The sequence below is a fragment of the Rhodoferax sp. genome, assembly GCF_034520025.1.
Classification (GTDB): Bacteria; Pseudomonadota; Gammaproteobacteria; order Burkholderiales; family Burkholderiaceae_C; genus Allorhodoferax.
The window spans coordinates 297,490-315,707 of sequence record NZ_JAXHNZ010000001.1 but is presented as its reverse complement, the minus strand read 5'-3'; the positions used below and the strand labels follow the sequence as shown (position 1 = coordinate 315,707).

Sequence of the window (18,218 nt, the reverse complement as noted above, 5' to 3'; positions counted from 1 at the left end):
CTGATGACTGAGTTGCGCAATGTACAAGCTGACCTGGCCCGCTTTCGCACCCGCATCTTTGCGGTCAGCGTGCTGGTCTTCTTTTGTTTCGTTTTGCTTTTTGCGCGCTTGGTCTATCTCCAGATATTCCGCCACGACGACTTGCGGGCCCAAGCGGAGAGCAACCGCACCTCCATCGTTCCGATCGTGCCCAATCGCGGCTTGATCATGGACCGCAACGGGGTGGTGCTGGCCAGCAACTATTCGGCCTACACCCTCGAAATAACGCCCTCTAAAAGCGGCGGTGTCGAAGCCACCTTGGACGAGCTTGCACAAGTGGTGGACATCACGCCACGGGACCGGCGGCGTTTCAAAAAGCTGATGGAGGAGTCCAAGAGCTTTGAGTCCTTGCCGATCCGCACCCGGCTGACCGATGCCGAAGTTGCGCGGTTTGCAGCTCAGCGCTTTCGCTTTCCCGGTGTTGAAATCAAGGCGCGCCTGTTTCGCAACTACCCCTACGGCGAGTTGGCAAGCCATGTCATTGGCTACATTGGTCGCATCAACCGGGCGGAAAAAGAGCGGATCGACGACAGCGAAGACCAGGCCAATTACCGGGGTACCGAGTACATCGGCAAGCTCGGGGTAGAGCAGAGCTTTGAGTCGGTGCTACACGGCACCACCGGCGTGGAGCGCATCGAAACCTCGGCAGGAGGCCGCGCAGTGCGCAAGCTAGCCAGCAACCCTTCTACGCCGGGAAACGTGGTGATGCTGTCGATCGACATCAAGCTTCAAAAACTGATTGAAGACATGTTCGGCAGCCGTCGCGGTGCCTTGGTGGCGCTGGATCCTAAAACGGGTGAGGTGCTGGCCTTTGTCAGTAAGCCGACCTTTGACTCTAATTTGTTTGTCGAGGGCATTGACCAAGAAAACTGGCAAATGCTCAATGAGTCCATCGACAAACCGCTGCTCAACCGCGCATTGCGTGGCACCTATCCTCCGGGTTCGACATACAAGCCTTTCATGGCCTTGGCTGCACTAGAGACGGGCACGCGCACGCCCCAAACCCTGATCAACGACACCGGTACCTACATATTTGGCGGTAACCGGTTCGGCAGCCCTGCGAACGAAAAGGGCGGCATCATGGACATGCGTCGTGCCATTGTGGAGTCGAGCAACGTGTACTTTTACTCGTTGGCCAATGAGCTCGGTGTGGACACCATGCACGACTTCATGGCGCCCTTGGGTTTCGGGCAACTGACCGGCATCGATGTGAACGGTGAGGTTCGCGGCGTGTTGCCCAGCCAAGCGTGGAAACGAAAGTACTACAAGCGGCCCGAGCACCAAAAATGGTATGCCGGTGAAACCATCTCTCTGGGCATTGGGCAGGGGTACAACAGCTTCACCATGCTGCAAGTGGCGCAGGCCGTGGCAGTCATCGCCAACAACGGCGTCAAGCACAAACCCCAACTTGTGATTGCGACACAAGATGCCACCACCCGTGTGCGCACCCCGGTGGCGCCTGAGCCGCCAATCAATTTGGGCTACAAGCCTGAAAACTTAAAAGTGATCCGTGACGCCATGGTTGGCGTGACCCAAGGCGGCACGGGCACGCGCGTATTTGCCGGGGCCGGCTACGTCAGCGGTGGCAAGACCGGAACGGCACAGGCGGTGAGCTTAGGGAAAAACCAGAAATACAACGCCTCCACCATGGAGGAGCATCAGCGCGACCACTCGTTGTATGTGGCATTTGCGCCAGCTGAAGATCCCAAGATTGCATTGGCGGTGATTGTCGAGAATGCCGGTTTTGGAGCGGCATCCGCAGCACCTATCGCCCGGCGTACGTTCGACTACTGGCTCTTTGGCCAGTACCCAAGCGAGGAAGACTTGGCTGCGGTCAGCCAAGGCAAGGCCACCGCCCCGCTCGGCAAGCCGCGCGTGGTAGCCGACTTGCCGTGGCCACCAACCCGCTAAAGCGGGCTAGAGACCTCGTAAAAAGGCGTCGTAGGCGGTTTTCAGGATCAGTGCGGAAACCACCGCGATAAACACGGAGCGCACAAAGCCAGTACCGTGCTTGAGCGCAAGGTGGGTGCCGGCCAGGCTGCCTGCCACGTTGGCCAAAGCCATGAACACTACATAGTGCCACCAGACATGGCCGGTAAAAGTGAACAGCAGCAAGGCAGCTCCGTTCGAGGCGGTGTTCAGTAATTTGGCGCCCGCCGAGGCGTGCAAAAAATCGTATCCCAAGAGCCGCACCAGCAAAAACACAAAGAAGCTGCCGGTCCCGGGACCAAAGAATCCGTCATAAAAGCCAATGATGCCTCCGACGCTGCAGGCGACCAGCACCTCGTGCCTGCCGCTGAAACGCGGCGCATGGTGCCGGCCCAGCTCTTTTTTGGCGAGTGTGTAGCCGAGCACCAGCACCAAGATGAAAGGGAGCGCTTTGCGCAAGTATTCGGGGGAGACTTGGGTCACTACCCATGCGCCCGTCAGCGCGGCAGAAAAGCAAACCGCGGTGGCCGGCAACAAAGCCTTCCAAGGCAAAGACACCTTGCGGTTGTATTGAACGGCGGCAAATGCCGTACCGGCCACTGCCGCGCCTTTGTTGGTGCCGAACAAGGTCGCCGGCGCCGTGTGCGGAAACAGGGCAAACAGGGCGGGTGTGAGGATCAGTCCACCGCCACCCACGATCGAATCAATAAACCCGGCCAGACCGGAGGCGAGCGACGCAATAAGCAATTCCATGCGGGGATTGTCGCATCCGCCGACTGGCGGCTTTTGCTATAAAAATAATAGCGAATAACGCAGATTACACGAGCGCCACGGCCTCATGAAGGTGTAAATAAAAAAGCACCGGGGTTGCCGGTGCTTTTGTGAGGCTGCATCGCTATGTGCAGAGTTATTGGATGTGTTCTTAGCCGTCTCCTCGGCGTCGTTTCATGCCCGGCCTTGTGGGCCTCGCAGTTGCTGTTCGGTTCAGCGTTGGCATGAAATGTAGCCGCCTCTGCGAGGCCGCTGTATCAGGACAAACCCTTCATTCGCGCACAGCGGCGTCTTCCGCAATCCACTGCGCTGCCTTCTCGGCAATCATCAAGGTGGGCGAGTTGGTGTTGCCACTGGTGATCAGCGGCATCACACCGGCATCCACCACGCGCAAGCCGGCCACGCCCCGCACCTTCAGACGGCTATCGACCACGGCCATCGGGTCTTGATCAGGTCCGTCGATGCAGCCCATTTTGGTGGTGCCCACGGGGTGGAAGATGGTGGTGGCAATGTCACCGGCAAGCTGTGCCAATTCCGCATCGCTCTGGAATTGCAAGCCGGGTTTGTATTCCTCCGGCTCAAATTTTTGCAACGCAGGTTGCCCCACGATGCGGCGTGTGACCCGCAGTGAGTCCGCCGCGACTTTGCGGTCTTCGTCGGTGCTCAGGTAATTGGGCGCAATACGAGGCGCCGCTTGGAAGTCCGGCGACTGGATCCGCACCGTCCCCCGACTGGTGGGGTTCAGGTTGCACACACTGGCAGTGAACGCGTTGAAGGTGTGCAGGGGTTCGCCGAATGCCTCCAGGCTCAGGGGCTGCACGTGGTACTGAATGTTGGGGTACTTTTGATCGGGGCTGCTGCGGGTGAACGCACCTAACTGGCTGGGCGCCATGCTCATGGGGCCGCTGCGCTTGAGGGCATATTCGAGCCCGATTTTGGCTTTGCCCCACAAGCTATTGGCTTGGGTGTTGAGCGTGGTCGTATTTTTGACTTTGAATACCGCGCGGATCTGCAGGTGGTCCTGCAGGTTGGCACCCACGCCGGGAGTGTCTTGCAGCACCTTGACGCCGTACTGTTGCAAAAGCCCTGCAGGGCCGATGCCGGAGTGCTGGAGTATTTGCGGCGATCCCACCGCACCCGCGCATAGCAAAACTTCCGCGCGCGCAGTCGCTGTCACCATTTCGCTACCAGTCCAGACCTCTACCCCTTTGCAGCGCAGAGGGGTGGCTCCTGAGGTGTCTTCTGCCGCCGGTTCGATCAATAGGCGGGCTACTTGGGCCGAGTTCCAAAGCTCGAAATTCGGGCGCCCGTAGCACATGGGGCGCAAAAACGCCTTGGCCGTGTTCCAGCGCCAGCCGTCTTTCTGGTTGACCTCGAAATAGCCGACGCCTTCGTTATCACCGCGGTTGAAGTCCTCGGTGGCAGGGACCCCCGCCTGTTGTGCCGCTTGTGCAAATGCATCCAGCACATCCCACCGCAGGCGTTGTTTCTCTACGCGCCACTCCCCGCCCGCGCGGTGGTGCCGCAGTACCTGGCCGTACACCGTGGCGTTGTTCTTGATGATCGGCGAGGCCGTGCCCTTCGCGCCATGGAGAGGGGTTGCACCGAGGTGGTGGTCTTCGTGCAGCTTGAAATAGGGCAGGCTGTTGTCCCAGTTCCAATGGGCGTCGGCGGTGAGCTGTGCCCATTGGTCGTAATCGCGGGCTTGGCCCCGCATGTAAATCATGCCATTGATGCTGCTGCAGCCACCCAGCGTCTTACCCCGCGGGTAGCGCAGGCTGCGCCCGTTGAGCCCGGCTTCAGGGGCTGTGTGAAAAAGCCAATCGGTGCGCGGGTTGCCAATGCAGTACAGGTAGCCCACGGGAATGTGGATCCAGTGGTAATCGTCCTTACGGCCCGCCTCAATCAGCAGCACCCGCTTGGAGGCATTGGCACTCAGCCGGTTAGCGAGCAGGCAGCCGGCAGTGCCTGCGCCGATGATGATGTAGTCAAAAGTGGTGTCGTTGTTCATACGGGTCAGTACCTATCCAGAGAGGTGGGCGTCAGTGTGCAGCGGGCTACTCGCATATGCGGGCCCGGCGCCAGAGGACTCAGGTACCGGTCCAGTGCGGTTTGCGTTTCTCTTGAAAGGCCTTCTGGCCCTCGCGGGCGTCATCGGTCAGGGTGAAGAGCGCAATCTGGCTCTCGGTGAATGCCATGGACTCTTCAAACGCCATCGTCTCCACCGATTTCATGGTGTACAGCCCCCGGCGAATAGCTGCAGGAGACTTGTCCAGAATCCGGTCCAGCAGCCATTGCAACTTGGCATCTACATCGTCGTCTACATGATTGACCAGTCCGTAGGTCAGCGCCTGCGCGCTGGTGATCGGCTCGCCGGTGATACACATCTCAGCAAGCACCCGGCGCGGCACCAGGTGTTGCAGCACTGTGAGCACCTGCGCGGGGAACACTCCGACCTTGACTTCCGGCAGGCCGAAGGTGGCGTGGCTTGCCGCCACAGCCATGTCGCACATGGACAGCAGGCCCATGCCGCCGGCCAGACAAAAGCCGTTGACCCGTGCGATCAGCGGGATATGGCTGGCGCGTGCCGCGCGCAAAAGCTGGGCCAGGTGCGCGTGGGGTTGCGAATAGTCGCCGGTAAAGACTTTGGATGCCTGCAAATCAGCGCCCGAGCAAAACGCCTTGGGGCCTGCGCCGGTGATCGCGATCGCGCGGATGTCCGGTCGGTGCTGTGCGGCGCGAATCGCATCGGCCATGCCTGCAATCACGCTGTGGCTCATGGCATTGCGGCGCTCTTCGCGCTGGATGGTGAGCCACAGCACAGCGCCGCGTTGTTCGATTCCCAGTTCTTCGGTGGGACTTGTGTTTTCTTGCATGGTTGGTTTGTCTCCTGCAGATATTTTGCTTGCAATTGTGAGCAGTTACCATGCGCACCTTAGCCACTCACAGTACCAGACCCGTGGAGGACACCCAGCCCGCACTTAGCATCACCCAGGACCCCGAAGGTCTGCGGGTCACTCTGCGCGGGACATGGACGGCCGATGCGCTCTCCGCGCCTGCCGTCTGGCTTGGTATCAAAGCCGAATGGCGCACCGTAGCGGCGGCGGTCCAGACCGCGTCGGCCGTGGTGTGGGATGCACGGCCGATCCAGCGCATGGACCACACCGGCGCCCAGGCCCTCTGGAACTTCTGGAGCCGCCACTGGCCGGAGCAACTGCTGGTCGAGCCTATCCATAAAGCCTTGTTGGAACGGGTGGCGCGCTTCTCAGTACCACCGCCTCCCGCCGACCCTCTGGATTGGCATGTGTTGTTAACGGCCTTGGGTCGCAAACTCGCCGGTGTGCAGGCGCACTTGGTCGGGCTGCTGCGCATGACGGGGCAGTCGCTGTTGGACTGCGTGCAACTGGCTCGCCACCCCCTGCAGGGCCCTTGGCGGGATGTGTCGGGGCACCTGTATCGCATCGGGGCCACTGCGCTGCCGATTACCGCGCTTGTGGGCTTTTTGATCGGTGTGGTGTTGGCGTACCTGATGTCCAAACAACTGCGCCAATACGGTGCGGACAGTTTCATCGTCAATATTCTCGGTATGTCACTGATCCGCGAGCTCGGACCTGTGCTGGCAGCGATTCTGGTGGCCGGGCGTTCGGGCTCGGCGATCACGGCGCAAATCGGCGTCATGCGGGTGACGGAAGAGCTCGACGCCATGCGCGTCATGGGTATTCCTAAAGGATTCCGGCTCGTCATGCCCCGCACCTTGGCCATGGCGGTGGCCATGCCCTTGGTCGCCGTGTGGACCACGCTGGCGGCCCTGCTAGGTGGCATGCTGGCCGCAGACCTCAGCATGGGCCTGACACCCGCATACTTTGTGTCTGCTTTGCCCAAAACTGTAGAGATTGCCAACCTCTGGCTGGCCCTGGGCAAGTCCTGTGTGTTTGGCGTTTTGATTGCGCTGATCGCCTGCCACCACGGCCTCCGGGTCAAGCCGGACACCCAAAGTCTGGGCGAGTGCACTACTGCGTCCGTGGTGAGCTCCATCACCATGGTGATTCTGGTGGATGCGCTTTTCGCAGTCGTTTTTAAATCGGTGGGCCTATGAGCGACGCTGCTAAGGCCATGGTGCAAATCGACAAGCTGTGGTCCGTGTTCAAGACCGCCGGTGCCGCCACCGTCATCCACCAAAACCTCGACCTCACGGTCGCACAAGGCGAGCTGCTCTCGATCGTGGGCGGCTCCGGCAGCGGCAAAACCGTCTTGCTGCGCCAAATGCTCGGGCTGGAAACACCGACCCGCGGCACTGTGACCGTGCAAGGGCGGCCTGCTGCCGAGCTGGGACGCGCCGGAGCGTCCAGCCGGGTCGGCATGTTGTTTCAGCACGGGGCTTTGTTTTCTGCATTCACGGTGCTGGAGAACATTGCATTTCCGCTGCGCGAGCGCGGTACCCTGCCACCTGCCTTGGTGCGTGATGTCGCCATGGTTAAGTTGCAGATGGTGGGGCTGGACCCCAAGCACGCCCACAAAATGCCGTCGGACTTGTCGGGCGGCATGACCAAGCGGGTGGCGCTAGCGCGCGCACTCGCCATGGACCCGCCCCTGCTCCTGCTCGACGAACCCACCGCAGGCCTCGACCCCGACAGCGCCGATGCCTTTTGTGCGCTCTTGCAAAGCCTGCACCAAGAGCTGGACCTGACGGTGGTGATGGTGACCCACGACCTCGATACCATTTTCGAACTCAGCACCCGGATTGCGGTCGTGGCGGACAAGCGGGTGGTGCTGGATGCGGCACCAGAGGCGGTGGTGGCTTTTGAGCATCCGTTTGTGCAAGACTTTTTCAGGGGTGGACGAGGGCGCCGTGCGCAAGCGCTCTTGCATTCGCCCTCCAATGCAGGTTAGATCGACACGTTATGGAAAACAAATCTCACGCCTTGGCTGCCGGGGCTTTTGTGGTGGCACTGTTGGCACTGCTGACCGCACTGGCAGTGTGGCTGACCCGAGACACTACCGAGCAGCGCATGTTCGAGATATCGAGCGCCGAAGGCGTGACCGGACTGCAGCCCCAGGCCGCCGTCCGCTACAAAGGGGTGCTGGTCGGCCGCGTGACCGACATTGCGCTAGACCCCCTGCAGCGGGGCAATGTGCTGCTGCGTATAGCGGTGAATGAGGCCGCCCCGATCACCCGCACCACCTATGCCGCCTTGGGCTTTCAGGGGGTGACCGGGCTGGCCTATGTGCAGCTCGACGACAAAGGAGAGGGCAGCCCCGCGCTGGTGGCCGAGGGCGACGCAGCCCCCCGCATCCCGATGCGGGCCAGCATGGTGTCACGACTGACGGAGCAGGGCGGCAACCTGCTCACCCAACTCGAGCAGGCGAGCATCCGCATGAACGGGCTGTTGGCGAACGACAACCAAAAACAATTGATGGGCGCGATCAGCAACCTGAGCGATGCCGCTGCCAACATCAGCGCCCTGACCAAACGGGCAGACCAGGTGCTGGGGGCTGACGGCAACCCGGTGGCAATGAACCTGCCCCACATGGTGGCCCAGGCAGACGCGACCCTGAAAACGATTCAAATTACCACTGAGCGCTTGGGCGCCAGCGCCGATGCGGTGCGTAACTCCGCCACTGAGTTTCAGCGGACCTCCAAGCGCATGAGTGACTCGGGAGGCACCCTCGACAAAATCGGCCAGAGCACCGATGCGTTGGCGACGACCAGCCGCCAGATCCAGATCCAATTGCTGCCGCGCCTCCAGCGCACCGTCGAGGACACTGGCCGCACAGCCCGCCAAGTGGGTCGCGCGGTGGAAAGTCTCAATGACAACCCCCAGAGTGTGCTGTTCGGGCGCACCACCGGTCTGCCCGGCCCCGGCGAGCCCGGCTTTGTGGCGCCTGCGCCGGGGGCAGCACCATGAGGATTCTGAATAATAAGAATGAGTTTGCTATGAAAAAAATAGCTAGTTGCGCAGATTCTGCTTGGGCTAGAGCCTCTTTTGGCTTGATTTTTGTCGTGGCGCTGGGCGCCTGCTCTGCGCCGCGTGGGGTGACCACGGCGGTGTATGACTTCGGCCCGGGCGTGGTGGAGCAGCAGCCGCAGAACCGCATGGCACCCTTGCCCTTGCTGGTGATGGCCGATGTACAGGCCCCGCTTGCGCTGGAGGGCTCGGCAGTTCTCTACCGCCTCAACTACACCGATGGCCAGCTGCTGCGCCCCTATGCCCAAGCCCGCTGGAGCATGCCGCCGGCGCAGCTACTGCGCCAGCAACTGCGGGCCACACTGAGCGCACAGCGCCCGATCCTCAATGCAAACGAAGGTGGCCCCAGCCCTGCCGGTGCGCTGGTGTTGCGCATGGAGCTTGAAGAGTTCAGCCAGCTGTTTGACAGCCCGCAGGCTAGCCGGGGGGTGTTGCGCTTGCGGGCAACACTGATGCGGGCCAGCCCGAATGGCGAGAGCCTGGTGGCGCAGCGCACTGTAGTGGCCAGCAGCCCCGCGCCCACGCCCGATGCGGCCGGTGGCGTGCGCGCCTTGACCGTCGCGGCCCAGTCCGCAATCACACAGCTCGGCGACTGGGTGCAGCAAACCCAAGCCGCCTTGCCCACCACCCCCTGACCTCCTGGGCGATGCCATGGCTGACCTTTTGACCCTGCAATCACTGCCGCTCTTCCCGCTCCACACGGTGCTGTACCCCGGTGGCAGTTTGCAGCTGCAGATTTTTGAGGTGCGCTACTTGGACCTCATCGGCCGGTGCCACAAAACGGGAGCCCCTTTTGGCGTGGTCTCGCTGACCCAAGGCCAAGAGGTGCGGCGCCCTGAGGCTTCTGGCGACGGGTTTGCGAACGAAGCATTTGTGGACATCGGCACCCTGGCGACGGTGACCGAGTTTTCGGCACCGCAAGCGGGCTTGATGCTGGTGCGCTGCACAGCAGGCGAGCGCTTTCGCATTACCCGGCGCGAGCGCCTCAAGCACGGTTTGTGGGTGGCCGATGTGCAAGGCTTGCCGCCTGATCGCACCATGCCGGTGCCAGACGACTTGAAAGTGGTGGCCAAGGCGCTCGAGTCGCTGTTGGAGAATCTGAGCCTGCGCAGTGAGGAGGCGCAGTTGCCGGTGCAGCCGCCTTACCAGTTTGACGACTGCGCCTGGGTCGCCAACCGCTGGTGCGAGTTACTGCAACTCCCGCCAGAGTTGCGCCAAGGGCTGATGCAGCTCGACAACCCTTTGCTTCGCCTCGAGCTGGTGGGCGACTTTCTCAACCGCCACGGTATAGCAGACACCTGAGCCGGTGCAGGCCGCTTATGGGCCCCCGAGTACCGGGAAGAGCTTGGTCAACCCGTCGCTCATCACCTCGACGGCCAGGGCCGCCAAAATCAGTCCCATCAGCCGGGTCATCACATTGATGCCGGTTTTGCCGAGAAAACGGGCGATCGGTTGTGCCAGCGAGAAGCACAGAGCCGTGGCCAGCGCGATCACCACGCCGTACCCGACCAGGGTGCTGAGTTGGAAAAACGTTTTGGCCTTGTCGGCATAAATCACCACGGTGGACATGGTGGCCGGGCCGGTCAGTAGCGGAATAGTGAGTGGCACGACCGCAATGCTGGCACCCATGGCAGCTTTTTCGGCGCCATCCTGCAGTTCGTGGCTGCTGGGTTTGGCTTCGGCGGGTTGCGCGTTCAGCATGTTAAGCGCGCTCGTCAGCAGCAACATGCCGCCGCCCACCTGGAAGCTGGCCAGCGAAATGCCGAAAAACTCCAGAATCTGCAAGCCCAGCAATGCGCTGACCGCAATCACCACAAAGGCGCTGAAAGAGGACACCCAGATGGTGTTACGCCGCTGAGCGCCCGAGAATCCCTGGGTGTAGTGGATGAAAAATGGCACGATGGCCAGCGGGTTCACGATGGCCAGCAGGGTCACCAGAGGTTTAAGGTCCATAGCTCGGTCCGGTTGGTGCTGCCGGGAGCGGCAGAGGCACGCATGGTAATGCACCCGAGCGGTGCGCGCATCGGTAAAACCTGCTACACCTGCGAGCAATTCCTTGGTGAGGTACGCACGATGCAACACATGTTTTGGGCTTGGTTTGTGGCCACTATGACGTGGGTGGGCGCTGTGCACGCGGCCGACTATGAGGGCCCCATTTTTGATGCCCATTTGCATTACAACGTCGAGGCTCAGCAAGCCCACCCCTTGGACGACGTGCTGGGCCGCATGCAGCGCAGTGGGGTGCGGGCGGTGCTGGCCAACTCCCGCCCCAATGACGGCACCCGCACCCTGGCGTCAGCTGGCACCTTGACGCAGGCAGCCGGTGTGACAGTGGTTCCGCTGGTTCGCCTCTACCGGGACCGGGCCGATTACGACAACTGGTTTCGCGACCCGACGATTGCCACCATGGTGGACACGGAATTGGCGCGGGGCACGGCCGCCGGCCCTTACCGGGGGCTGGGCGAGTTTCACCTCTATGACAGCGCCAACGCCAGCGGCCCGGTGGCGGTGCAGTTGATGGCGCGGGCGGAGCGCGAAGGGCTGGTGGTGCTGGCGCATGTGGACGACATTGCTATCGATGGCCTGTTGAATGCCACTCCTTCCGGCGGTGCGCGCAGCCGGCTCATCTGGGCGCACACCGGCGTAGGCGGTGTACCGGTTGAGAGGGTGCGCGCCTTGCTGCGTAAGTACCCGGGTTTGATGGGGGAGCTGTCTTACCGCCCGGGGCTTACCTGCGCCACCAGCGAGACCGCGGCACTGTGCCCCGAGTGGCGGGCCTTGTTGCTGGAATTTCCGGACCGGTTTGTGATCGGCTCCGACACCTGGGTCAACCAGCGCTGGCAGTATTACGAAGCGCTGATGTCCGAGTACCGCGGCTGGCTGGGCGGCTTGCCGCCTGCGGTGGCCCGCAAGATTGCATGGGGCAATGCGGCGGCGCTCTTCGGCTTGCCGCCTGACCCCGCAGCACGGCCGTGAGGCTGGGGCACCGTCATCAGCGCCCGCCGGCTACATCCAGCAGCGCGCCGGTGGTGTAGCTGGACTGTGCGCTCAATAGCCACACGATGCTGGCGGCCACTTCCTCGCCGCGGCCGGGGCGCTGCATGGGCACCTGGGGCGCTAGGCGCTGGGCCCGGTCTGGTTGTCCGCCCGAGGCGTGGATGTCGGTGTCAATGATGCCGGGGCGCACCGCATTCACCCGGATGCCTTCAGTCGCCACTTCGCGCGCCAGGCCGATGGTGAAGCTGTCGATCGCGCCTTTGCTGGCCGCATAGTCCACATACTGCCCGGGCGAGCCCAGGGTAGCGGCCACGCTGGAGATGTTGACGATGCTGCCGCCTTCACCCCCGCAGCGGGTGCTCATGCGGCGCACGGCTTCGCGGGCACACAGCATGCTGCCCAACACGTTGGTGTTGAGCATGCGGCGCATGCGCTCTGCACTCATGTCGGCCACGCGGCAGGCATGGTCCACTACCCCGGCGTTGTTGACCAGCCCGGTGATGCGGCCGAGTTTGGCATCGACTTTGTCAAACATGGCGAGTACCTGGGCCTCTTCGGCCACGTCGGCCTGTACCGTGATCGCGGTCCCGCCCTGCTGGCGGATCTGGCGCACCACCTCGTCGGCGGCCAGTGAGTTGCGTGCGTAGTTAACGGCGACGGTATAGCCGGCATTCGCTGCCGCCAAAGCCGTAGCGGCACCGATACCACGGGAGCCGCCGGTGATGAGAACAATAGATTGCATAGTGCCCATGGTAAAGCGCACGCCGTTTTTTGGCTTACGCTTGTGGCTTATTGCCGCAACGACGGCATTCAATGGTCAATCCGGAGGACTTTATGGCAAATTGGATCGTAGGAATGCGCCGCGCAGCGGCATTGGGTGTGCGTATGGCCGTGGCATCGGCTTTCATGGTCACGGCAGCACAGGCCCAGACCGGGCCGGTGCGGATTCTGGTCGGCTTTCCTGCTGGCGGGGGAACTGACGCGATTGCCCGCACCTTGGCGGACAAACTCAAAGACCAGCTCGGTGTGCCGGTGGTGGTGGAGAACAAGGCCGGTGCAGGCGGCCAGATTGCGGCCCAAAGCCTCAAAGCGGCAGCCCCTGACGGCAACACGCTGTTTTTGACCCACGATCACACGATTTCCATCTTGCCGCAGGTGGTCAAGAACCCCGGTTTTGACCCGGCCAAAGACTTTGTTCCGGTGGCTGGTTTCGCCACTTTTGTGAATGCTTTGGCGGTGTCTGGCGGCACCCCTGTCAAATCGACGGCGGAGTACGTGGCCTGGGTGCGCACCCAGGGCGGCAAGGGCACGCTGGGGGTGCCGGCGCCGGCCTCCACACCGGAGTTTCTGGTCAAGGTGCTGGGCGAGAAATACAAACTGGACCTGGTGGCCGCTCCGTACCGTGGCAGCGCACCGATGATGGCCGATATGCTGGGCAACCAAATTGCGGCTGGCGTGGGCTCGGTGCCGGACTTTATTGAAAACCACAAGGCCGGAAAAATTCGCATCGTGGCGGTGCTCGGTGGCAGCCGCCAAGCGATCCTGCCGGATGTGCCCACATTCAGCGAGCTCGGGTTAGGCGGTTTGGAAGACATGCCGTACTACGGGCTGTTTGCGCCGGCCGGCACACCCAAAGCGGCCATCGATAAGGTCTCGGACGCGCTGGCCAAAGTGCTGGCACAGCCCGACGTGAAAGACCACCTCACCGCCATGGGTCTGACGGTGGGCTTCATGAACTCGCAGCAATTCGCCAATCGTGAGCAGGCGTACACCCAGGTCTGGGCGAAGCTGATCAAAGCCAGCGGCTTTCAGGCGCAGTAAACAGCGCACGCCATGTCAGGACATCCCATGGGCACCACCATCAGTCTCACCTGTGCCGACGGCACTTCCATTCCCGCCTATGTGGCCACGCCTGCCGCTACCCCGCGTGGGGGCTTGGTCTTGTTGCAAGAAATCTTTGGCGTGAACACCCACATCCGGGCAGTGGCAGACAGCTACGCCGCCGATGGTTACCTGGTGGTGGCGCCTGCCATGTTTCACCGGGTGCAAGCCGGCGTCGAGTTGGGCTACAGCCCGGATGATGTGGCCGCAGGTGTTGCGCTCAAGGCGCGCACCGAGGCGTTGCCGCCCCCCGGCCCCCTGCAAGAGGTGCAGGCCGCTGTGGACGCTGCGCACAGTGCCGGCAAGGTGGCGGTGATGGGTTACTGCTGGGGCGGCTGGCTGGCTTGGCGTGCAGCCGAACAGGTGCCAGGCTTGGCCGGGGCGGTGCCCTATTACGGCGGCGGCATGACAACACCGGTCGAGGCCGCGCGCACGCCCGCGTGCCCGGTGCTGGCGCATTTTGGCGAGCAGGACCACGCCATTCCCTTGGCCACGGTGCAGGCGTTCACGCTGGCACAGCCGGGTGTGGAAGTGCATCTCTATCCGGCCCAGCACGGCTTTAACTGCGACCAGCGCGGCGGGTACCAGGCCGAGGCCGCAGCGCTCGCGCGGCAGCGCACGCTGGTTTTTTTGAGCACCCACGTCGGTTGACGAGTGGGGCGCCGGTGCCCTAAACCAGGCTACCGGTTGGTGCGCGCGAGGTAGCGTTTGCGCCAGAAGACGAGGGCCAATGCAGCCGCCGTCAGGCCCATCGCTCCCAAAATCCACCAGAAGCCGCCTTGCTGGTGAAGCAGGGGAATGAAGTCGAAGTTCATCCCGAAAATACCTGCCATCAGATTCAGCGGCAAAAAGATAGCGGTCAGCACCGTGAGCGTGCGCATGATGTCGTTGGTGCGGCTGCCTTGCACGCTGAAGTGCATTTGCACTGCGGTCTCCACGCTTTGCTCCAAGCGACGCACGTGGTGGACTACCCGCTCAATATGCTCCAGCACATCGCGGCTGCGCACTTCCAGCAGCTCGCGCTCGCGGGCATCGGCGGGGCCCGTAGTCTCCGGCCAGGTCTTGATGGCCTCTATCCAATCCTGAATGCTGGAGCGCTGCTCTTCGCACACATCATCGAGTTGGTGCAAGGCCATGCGGGCCTCTAGCAGGGAGGTCCAGTTGGTGAAGCGGGTGCGGGGGCTCAAGAGCTCGTTTTGCCAGTGGTCGAGCTGTTGTGTGAGTTCGCGGCGCAGTGCGAGGTAGCCATCCACCATCGAGTTCACGATGCGTAGCATCAAGTCAGCGGGGCTGGTGGGCTGGCGGGCCCCTGCGGCGCGCGGCTCTACCGCGGGTGTTGTCTGCAGCAGTTTGTCGGCATAGGCATCGCGCACGGTGCAGTCGTCGGGGTGCACAGAGAGCAGCACGTTATCAAACACCGCAAACCCGACCGGGCTGGTGTCGATGTGCCGCAAGATGGGCGGGCCGCTCAGGCGCGGTGGAGTGCCCTCTGCCTTAGGTGCATTCAGGGGCAGAGTGCCGGTGCTGCCGGCGACCAGACGCCTGAAGACCAGCAAGTCGTATTGGGAGGTGTAGTCGTAGTGCGACGGCAGCTGCTTGTTGATCAGGTCGGAGACGTGCAGATCGACCAGTTGCTCGCCGCACAGCTGCTGCAGTGCGACTTGGACGCGCGCTTGCTCCGCTTCAAATTCGGGGCGGCTGCAGGCAATCCACACATAGCCAGAGCCTTTCAGGTCAGCGGCAGAGAGCTGCTCTAAATCTGCGCTTTCACGGACATGGCCGGGCTCAATGTGGAAGATGCGCATGGCTTCAGGCGCGTAGTGCCCGTGCTGCGTCGATCGCAAAATAGGTCAGGATGCCGTCGGCCCCCGCACGTTTGAATGCGAGCAAGCTTTCGAGCATGACCGCGTCGTGGTCGAGCCAGCCGTTCAGGCTGGCGGCCTTGAGCATCGCATATTCACCGCTGACCTGGTAGGCAAATGTAGGAACCCTGAACTCGTCTTTCACACGACGCACCACGTCCAGGTAGGGCATCCCGGGCTTGACCATCACCATGTCCGCCCCTTCGGCAATATCCATGGCCACTTCGCGCAGGGCTTCGTCGCTGTTCGCCGGGTCCATCTGGTAAGCTTTTTTGTTGCCCTTGCCCAGGTTTCCTGCTGCGCCTACCGCATCGCGGAAGGGGCCATAAAATGCGCTGGCGTATTTGGCGCTGTAGGCCATGATGCGGGTGTGGGTCAACTTTTCGGTTTCCAGTGCGGTGCGTATCGCACCGATACGACCGTCCATCATGTCGCTCGGCGCCACGATGTCCACTCCCGCGCGTGCTTGGGTCAGCGCTTGTTGCACCAGCTGGGCAGTGGTTTCCTCGTTCAAGATATAGCCGTTTTCTTCCGGCCGAGTGTCAGGGATGCCGTCTTGACCGTGGGTGGTGAATGGGTCCAGAGCCACGTCGGTCATGACGCCGAGGTCGGGGAACTCTTTTTTCAAGGCCCGCACCACGCGAGGGACTAAACCGTCCGGATTCAGGGCCTCTGCACCATCATAGGTTTTGAGCGACGCATCGACGACCGGGAACAAGGCCATGACGGGAATGCCCAAGGCCACACATTGCTCGGCTACCGGCAGCAGCAAATCGAGGCTGAGTCGCTCCACGCCGGGCATGGATGCGATTGGCACGCGCTGTGCTTGTCCATCCACCACAAAGACCGGGTAAATCAGGTCATGTGCGGTCAAGTTGTTTTCGCGCACCAGATTACGGGTGAAACTGTCGCGGCGCAAGCGGCGCGGGCGTCCGGCGGGGAAGGGGGCGTAGGGGATCATGCCCAAAATTGTGCCCGAAAGCGGCCGGCTCCCGGGGTTGACCAAGCAGTCAATTTGCTGAATACCTCAGCGAACTGGAGGGGTATTGCCCGAAATTGCTTGTCACACCACCGCAACATTGCTAAATTCAATTCCGGGTAGTTTGCTATCCCCCGCTTTTCCTCCCTGAGCGGGGCCTTGATGTGTGACAGCAAAAAAGGCTTACCACCCCAGCCGTGTGCTGGGGTTTTTTTTGCCCGTAGCAAACACAACCGTCCCGCTACACTTTGGTCATGCTCTGGATCAAAGCCTTTCACATTGTTTTCATCGCCAGCTGGTTTGCCGGCCTGTTTTATCTTCCCCGCATCTTTGTGAACTTGGCCATGGTGCCCGCCGGCTCGGATGCCGAGCGAGCCCGTCTGTTGCTGATGGCACGCAAATTGTTGCGGTTCACTACCCTGTTGGCTGTGCCAGCCTTGGGGCTGGGCCTGTATCTTTGGTTGGGTTATGGCATCGGGCGTGGGCCGGGCAATGGCTGGATGCACGCCAAGCTGGCTTTGGTGCTGCTGGCCATTGGCTACCACCACGGATGTGCGGTGATGTTGCGCAAGTTGGAGGCTGGCCTGAGCCAGCGTAGCCACGTGTTTTTCCGGTGGTTCAACGAGATCCCGGTGTTGTTGCTGACCGCAATCGTTGTTTTGGTGGTGGTCAAGCCGTTCTGACGGTATCGAACCGTGCACAAATCCACCGCATGGCCACTTGCCGGTCTGTACGCGACACTGGTCGCGTATGCGAGTTTGTTCCCCTTTGTGGAGTGGCGCGACCAGGGGATTGCCAGCTGGGAGTTTTTGCTGGCACCACTGCCCCGGTATTGGACCGGTTTTGATGTCGCGATCAACATTGCAGGTTATGTTCCCTTGGGGGGGCTGGTTGTTCTTGGCGCTTTGCGCTCGGGGTGGCCACGTATCTCCGTGTGGATGGCGCCGCTGGGGGTCATGCTGCTGTCGCTGCTGATGGAAGCCCTGCAGAGCTACTTGCCTTTGCGGGTGCCGTCTCGGGAAGACTTTCTGTTGAATTCACTGGGTGCTGCCTGCGGTGCAGCCATCGCTTTTGTATTGCAAAGGGCCGGTGCTATCGATCGGTGGAATCAAGTGCGAAGCCGCTGGTTTGTGTCGCATTCCCGCGGCGGAATTGTGTTGCTTTCCACCTGGCCCTTGGGTTTGTTGTTCCCGTCTTCGGTGCCTTTGGGCTTGGGTCAGGTGGTGACCCGGGTAGAGGAGATGCTACGCAGTGCGCTGCTTGACTCTGAGTTTGAACGTTGGTTGCCCGAAGGGCCTACGGAGTGGCCTGCCTTGGCTCCGAGTACAGAGTTGCTATGCGTTGCGTTGGGTTTGCTAATTCCTTGTCTATTGGGTTTTTGTATCGTGCGGGCCCGGTGGCGACGTGTGGTGGTCGTGGTGGTGACGACTACCTCGGCGGTGTTGGTCACCGCTTTGTCGGCCGCTTTGAGTTGGGGGCCCGGCCATGCCTGGGCTTGGCTGGATTTGCCGACGCAAATCGGCATGCTAGCAGGGGCTGGCTTGGCGCTGCTGCTGGTACTGGTGTCATGGCGCGTCAGTGCGGCCGTGGCACTGTTGGCGCTGGGAGTCTATTTGAGTCTGTTGAATCAAGCGCCTGAAAGTCCATACTTCGCACAGACCCTGCAGTTGTGGGAGCAGGGGCGGTTTATCCGGTTCAATGGCCTGGCGCAATGGGTGGGGTGGCTCTGGCCTTATGTGGCGTCCTTGTATCTTTTGGGGCAAATCGCGCGCAGAGATACTAAAACCTAAAATC

General features: G+C 61.8%; 18 protein-coding genes. 11 read left to right on the top strand and 7 right to left on the bottom strand.

Annotation, left to right across the window (positions count from 1 at the left end):
• The first annotated feature begins 3 nt into the window (after positions 1-3).
• Entirely contained in the window at positions 4-1,950 is a 1,947-nt protein-coding gene (gene mrdA / locus U5L73_RS01520) for a penicillin-binding protein 2 (protein ID WP_322560696.1), read from the top strand.
• A gap of 6 nt (positions 1,951-1,956) precedes the next feature.
• On the opposite strand, the gene U5L73_RS01515 is transcribed toward mrdA, so the two are convergent.
• The 3 genes from U5L73_RS01515 to U5L73_RS01505 all read right to left on the bottom strand — a co-directional run bounded on the left by U5L73_RS01515 (position 1,957) and on the right by U5L73_RS01505 (position 5,615).
• Positions 1,957-2,721 carry a sulfite exporter TauE/SafE family protein gene (locus tag U5L73_RS01515; RefSeq protein WP_322560695.1) on the bottom strand — a complete coding sequence of 255 codons (765 nt, stop codon included), beginning with the start codon at positions 2,719-2,721 and terminating at the stop codon, positions 1,957-1,959.
• Between the two features lie 289 nt (positions 2,722-3,010).
• Positions 3,011-4,750 (bottom strand): GMC family oxidoreductase, encoded by a 1,740-nt coding sequence (locus U5L73_RS01510; protein ID WP_322560694.1) that lies wholly within the window; start codon positions 4,748-4,750, stop codon positions 3,011-3,013.
• Between the two features lie 79 nt (positions 4,751-4,829).
• On the bottom strand, positions 4,830-5,615 hold the full coding sequence (locus U5L73_RS01505; protein WP_322560693.1) for an enoyl-CoA hydratase/isomerase family protein: 786 nt from the start codon (positions 5,613-5,615) through the stop codon (positions 4,830-4,832).
• A gap of 83 nt (positions 5,616-5,698) precedes the next feature.
• Between U5L73_RS01505 and U5L73_RS01500 the strand changes: the two genes are divergently transcribed.
• From U5L73_RS01500 to U5L73_RS01480, 5 genes are read left to right on the top strand one after another with little or no spacing between them, the layout of a single operon-like run.
• A complete protein-coding gene (locus tag U5L73_RS01500; protein WP_322560692.1) occupies positions 5,699-6,835 on the top strand; it encodes an ABC transporter permease in 1,137 nt (378 codons plus the stop codon).
• Complete coding sequence (locus tag U5L73_RS01495) at positions 6,832-7,629, top strand: ABC transporter ATP-binding protein (protein ID WP_322560691.1); 798 nt, start codon at positions 6,832-6,834, stop codon at positions 7,627-7,629. Before U5L73_RS01500 ends, U5L73_RS01495 begins: the two co-directional genes overlap by 4 nt.
• Positions 7,630-7,640: 11 nt before the next feature.
• Positions 7,641-8,645 (top strand): MlaD family protein, encoded by a 1,005-nt coding sequence (locus U5L73_RS01490; RefSeq protein ID WP_322560690.1) that lies wholly within the window; start codon positions 7,641-7,643, stop codon positions 8,643-8,645.
• A 29-nt stretch (positions 8,646-8,674) separates the two neighbouring features.
• Positions 8,675-9,340, top strand: coding sequence for an ABC-type transport auxiliary lipoprotein family protein (locus U5L73_RS01485; protein ID WP_322560689.1), 666 nt, complete (start codon positions 8,675-8,677; stop codon positions 9,338-9,340).
• Between the two features lie 16 nt (positions 9,341-9,356).
• Complete coding sequence (locus U5L73_RS01480) at positions 9,357-10,007, top strand: LON peptidase substrate-binding domain-containing protein (RefSeq protein ID WP_322560688.1); 651 nt, start codon at positions 9,357-9,359, stop codon at positions 10,005-10,007.
• Positions 10,008-10,022: 15 nt separating this feature from the next.
• Here U5L73_RS01480 and U5L73_RS01475 read toward each other — a convergent pair whose 3' ends face one another.
• Complete coding sequence (locus tag U5L73_RS01475; protein WP_322560687.1) at positions 10,023-10,658, bottom strand: MarC family protein; 636 nt, start codon at positions 10,656-10,658, stop codon at positions 10,023-10,025.
• A 129-nt stretch (positions 10,659-10,787) separates the two neighbouring features.
• Between U5L73_RS01475 and U5L73_RS01470 the strand changes: the two genes are divergently transcribed.
• Positions 10,788-11,681, top strand: coding sequence for an amidohydrolase family protein (locus tag U5L73_RS01470; protein ID WP_322561912.1), 894 nt, complete (start codon positions 10,788-10,790; stop codon positions 11,679-11,681).
• Between the two features lie 16 nt (positions 11,682-11,697).
• Here the strand turns inward: U5L73_RS01470 and U5L73_RS01465 are convergent, their stop codons facing one another.
• Positions 11,698-12,444: an SDR family oxidoreductase gene (locus tag U5L73_RS01465; RefSeq protein WP_322560686.1), complete on the bottom strand. Its 747-nt coding sequence runs from the start codon at positions 12,442-12,444 to the stop codon at positions 11,698-11,700.
• A 92-nt stretch (positions 12,445-12,536) separates the two neighbouring features.
• Here U5L73_RS01465 and U5L73_RS01460 point away from each other — a divergent pair, with 92 nt between their 5' ends.
• The gene (locus U5L73_RS01460) at positions 12,537-13,523 is read left to right on the top strand and encodes a Bug family tripartite tricarboxylate transporter substrate binding protein (protein WP_416221252.1); all 987 of its coding nucleotides are present in this window, start codon (positions 12,537-12,539) and stop codon (positions 13,521-13,523) included.
• Between the two features lie 27 nt (positions 13,524-13,550).
• The gene (locus tag U5L73_RS01455; protein ID WP_322561910.1) at positions 13,551-14,234 is read left to right on the top strand and encodes a dienelactone hydrolase family protein; all 684 of its coding nucleotides are present in this window, start codon (positions 13,551-13,553) and stop codon (positions 14,232-14,234) included.
• Positions 14,235-14,263: 29 nt separating this feature from the next.
• Here U5L73_RS01455 and U5L73_RS01450 read toward each other — a convergent pair whose 3' ends face one another.
• Both U5L73_RS01450 and hemB read right to left on the bottom strand, forming a co-directional pair.
• A complete protein-coding gene (locus U5L73_RS01450; RefSeq protein WP_322560685.1) occupies positions 14,264-15,388 on the bottom strand; it encodes a magnesium transporter CorA family protein in 1,125 nt (374 codons plus the stop codon).
• Between the two features lie 4 nt (positions 15,389-15,392).
• A complete protein-coding gene (gene hemB / locus U5L73_RS01445; RefSeq protein ID WP_322560684.1) occupies positions 15,393-16,406 on the bottom strand; it encodes a porphobilinogen synthase in 1,014 nt (337 codons plus the stop codon).
• A gap of 272 nt (positions 16,407-16,678) precedes the next feature.
• Between hemB and U5L73_RS01440 the strand changes: the two genes are divergently transcribed.
• Both U5L73_RS01440 and U5L73_RS01435 read left to right on the top strand, forming a co-directional pair.
• A complete protein-coding gene (locus U5L73_RS01440; RefSeq protein WP_313882067.1) occupies positions 16,679-17,107 on the top strand; it encodes a CopD family protein in 429 nt (142 codons plus the stop codon).
• A 12-nt stretch (positions 17,108-17,119) separates the two neighbouring features.
• A complete protein-coding gene (locus U5L73_RS01435) occupies positions 17,120-18,214 on the top strand; it encodes a VanZ family protein (RefSeq protein ID WP_322560683.1) in 1,095 nt (364 codons plus the stop codon).
• Positions 18,215-18,218: the final 4 nt, after the last annotated feature.

Bases quoted from the DNA above. Each gene is read 5' to 3' on its own strand.
- U5L73_RS01495 (WP_322560691.1), top strand. From the start codon at position 6,832: ATGAGCGACGCTGCTAAGGCCATGGTGCAAATCGACAAGCTGTGGTCC.
- U5L73_RS01515 (WP_322560695.1), bottom strand. From the start codon at position 2,721: ATGGAATTGCTTATTGCGTCGCTCGCCTCCGGTCTGGCCGGGTTTATT.
- U5L73_RS01505 (WP_322560693.1), bottom strand. From the start codon at position 5,615: ATGCAAGAAAACACAAGTCCCACCGAAGAACTGGGAATCGAACAACGC.
- U5L73_RS01510 (WP_322560694.1), bottom strand. From the start codon at position 4,750: ATGAACAACGACACCACTTTTGACTACATCATCATCGGCGCAGGCACT.
- U5L73_RS01455 (WP_322561910.1), top strand. From the start codon at position 13,551: ATGGGCACCACCATCAGTCTCACCTGTGCCGACGGCACTTCCATTCCC.
- U5L73_RS01475 (WP_322560687.1), bottom strand. From the start codon at position 10,658: ATGGACCTTAAACCTCTGGTGACCCTGCTGGCCATCGTGAACCCGCTG.
- hemB (WP_322560684.1), bottom strand. From the start codon at position 16,406: ATGATCCCCTACGCCCCCTTCCCCGCCGGACGCCCGCGCCGCTTGCGC.
- mrdA (WP_322560696.1), top strand. From the start codon at position 4: ATGACTGAGTTGCGCAATGTACAAGCTGACCTGGCCCGCTTTCGCACC.
- U5L73_RS01490 (WP_322560690.1), top strand. From the start codon at position 7,641: ATGGAAAACAAATCTCACGCCTTGGCTGCCGGGGCTTTTGTGGTGGCA.
- U5L73_RS01485 (WP_322560689.1), top strand. From the start codon at position 8,675: ATGAAAAAAATAGCTAGTTGCGCAGATTCTGCTTGGGCTAGAGCCTCT.
- U5L73_RS01480 (WP_322560688.1), top strand. From the start codon at position 9,357: ATGGCTGACCTTTTGACCCTGCAATCACTGCCGCTCTTCCCGCTCCAC.
- U5L73_RS01465 (WP_322560686.1), bottom strand. From the start codon at position 12,444: ATGCAATCTATTGTTCTCATCACCGGCGGCTCCCGTGGTATCGGTGCC.
- U5L73_RS01460 (WP_416221252.1), top strand. From the start codon at position 12,537: ATGGCAAATTGGATCGTAGGAATGCGCCGCGCAGCGGCATTGGGTGTG.
- U5L73_RS01470 (WP_322561912.1), top strand. From the start codon at position 10,788: ATGTTTTGGGCTTGGTTTGTGGCCACTATGACGTGGGTGGGCGCTGTG.
- U5L73_RS01450 (WP_322560685.1), bottom strand. From the start codon at position 15,388: ATGCGCATCTTCCACATTGAGCCCGGCCATGTCCGTGAAAGCGCAGAT.
- U5L73_RS01440 (WP_313882067.1), top strand. From the start codon at position 16,679: ATGCTCTGGATCAAAGCCTTTCACATTGTTTTCATCGCCAGCTGGTTT.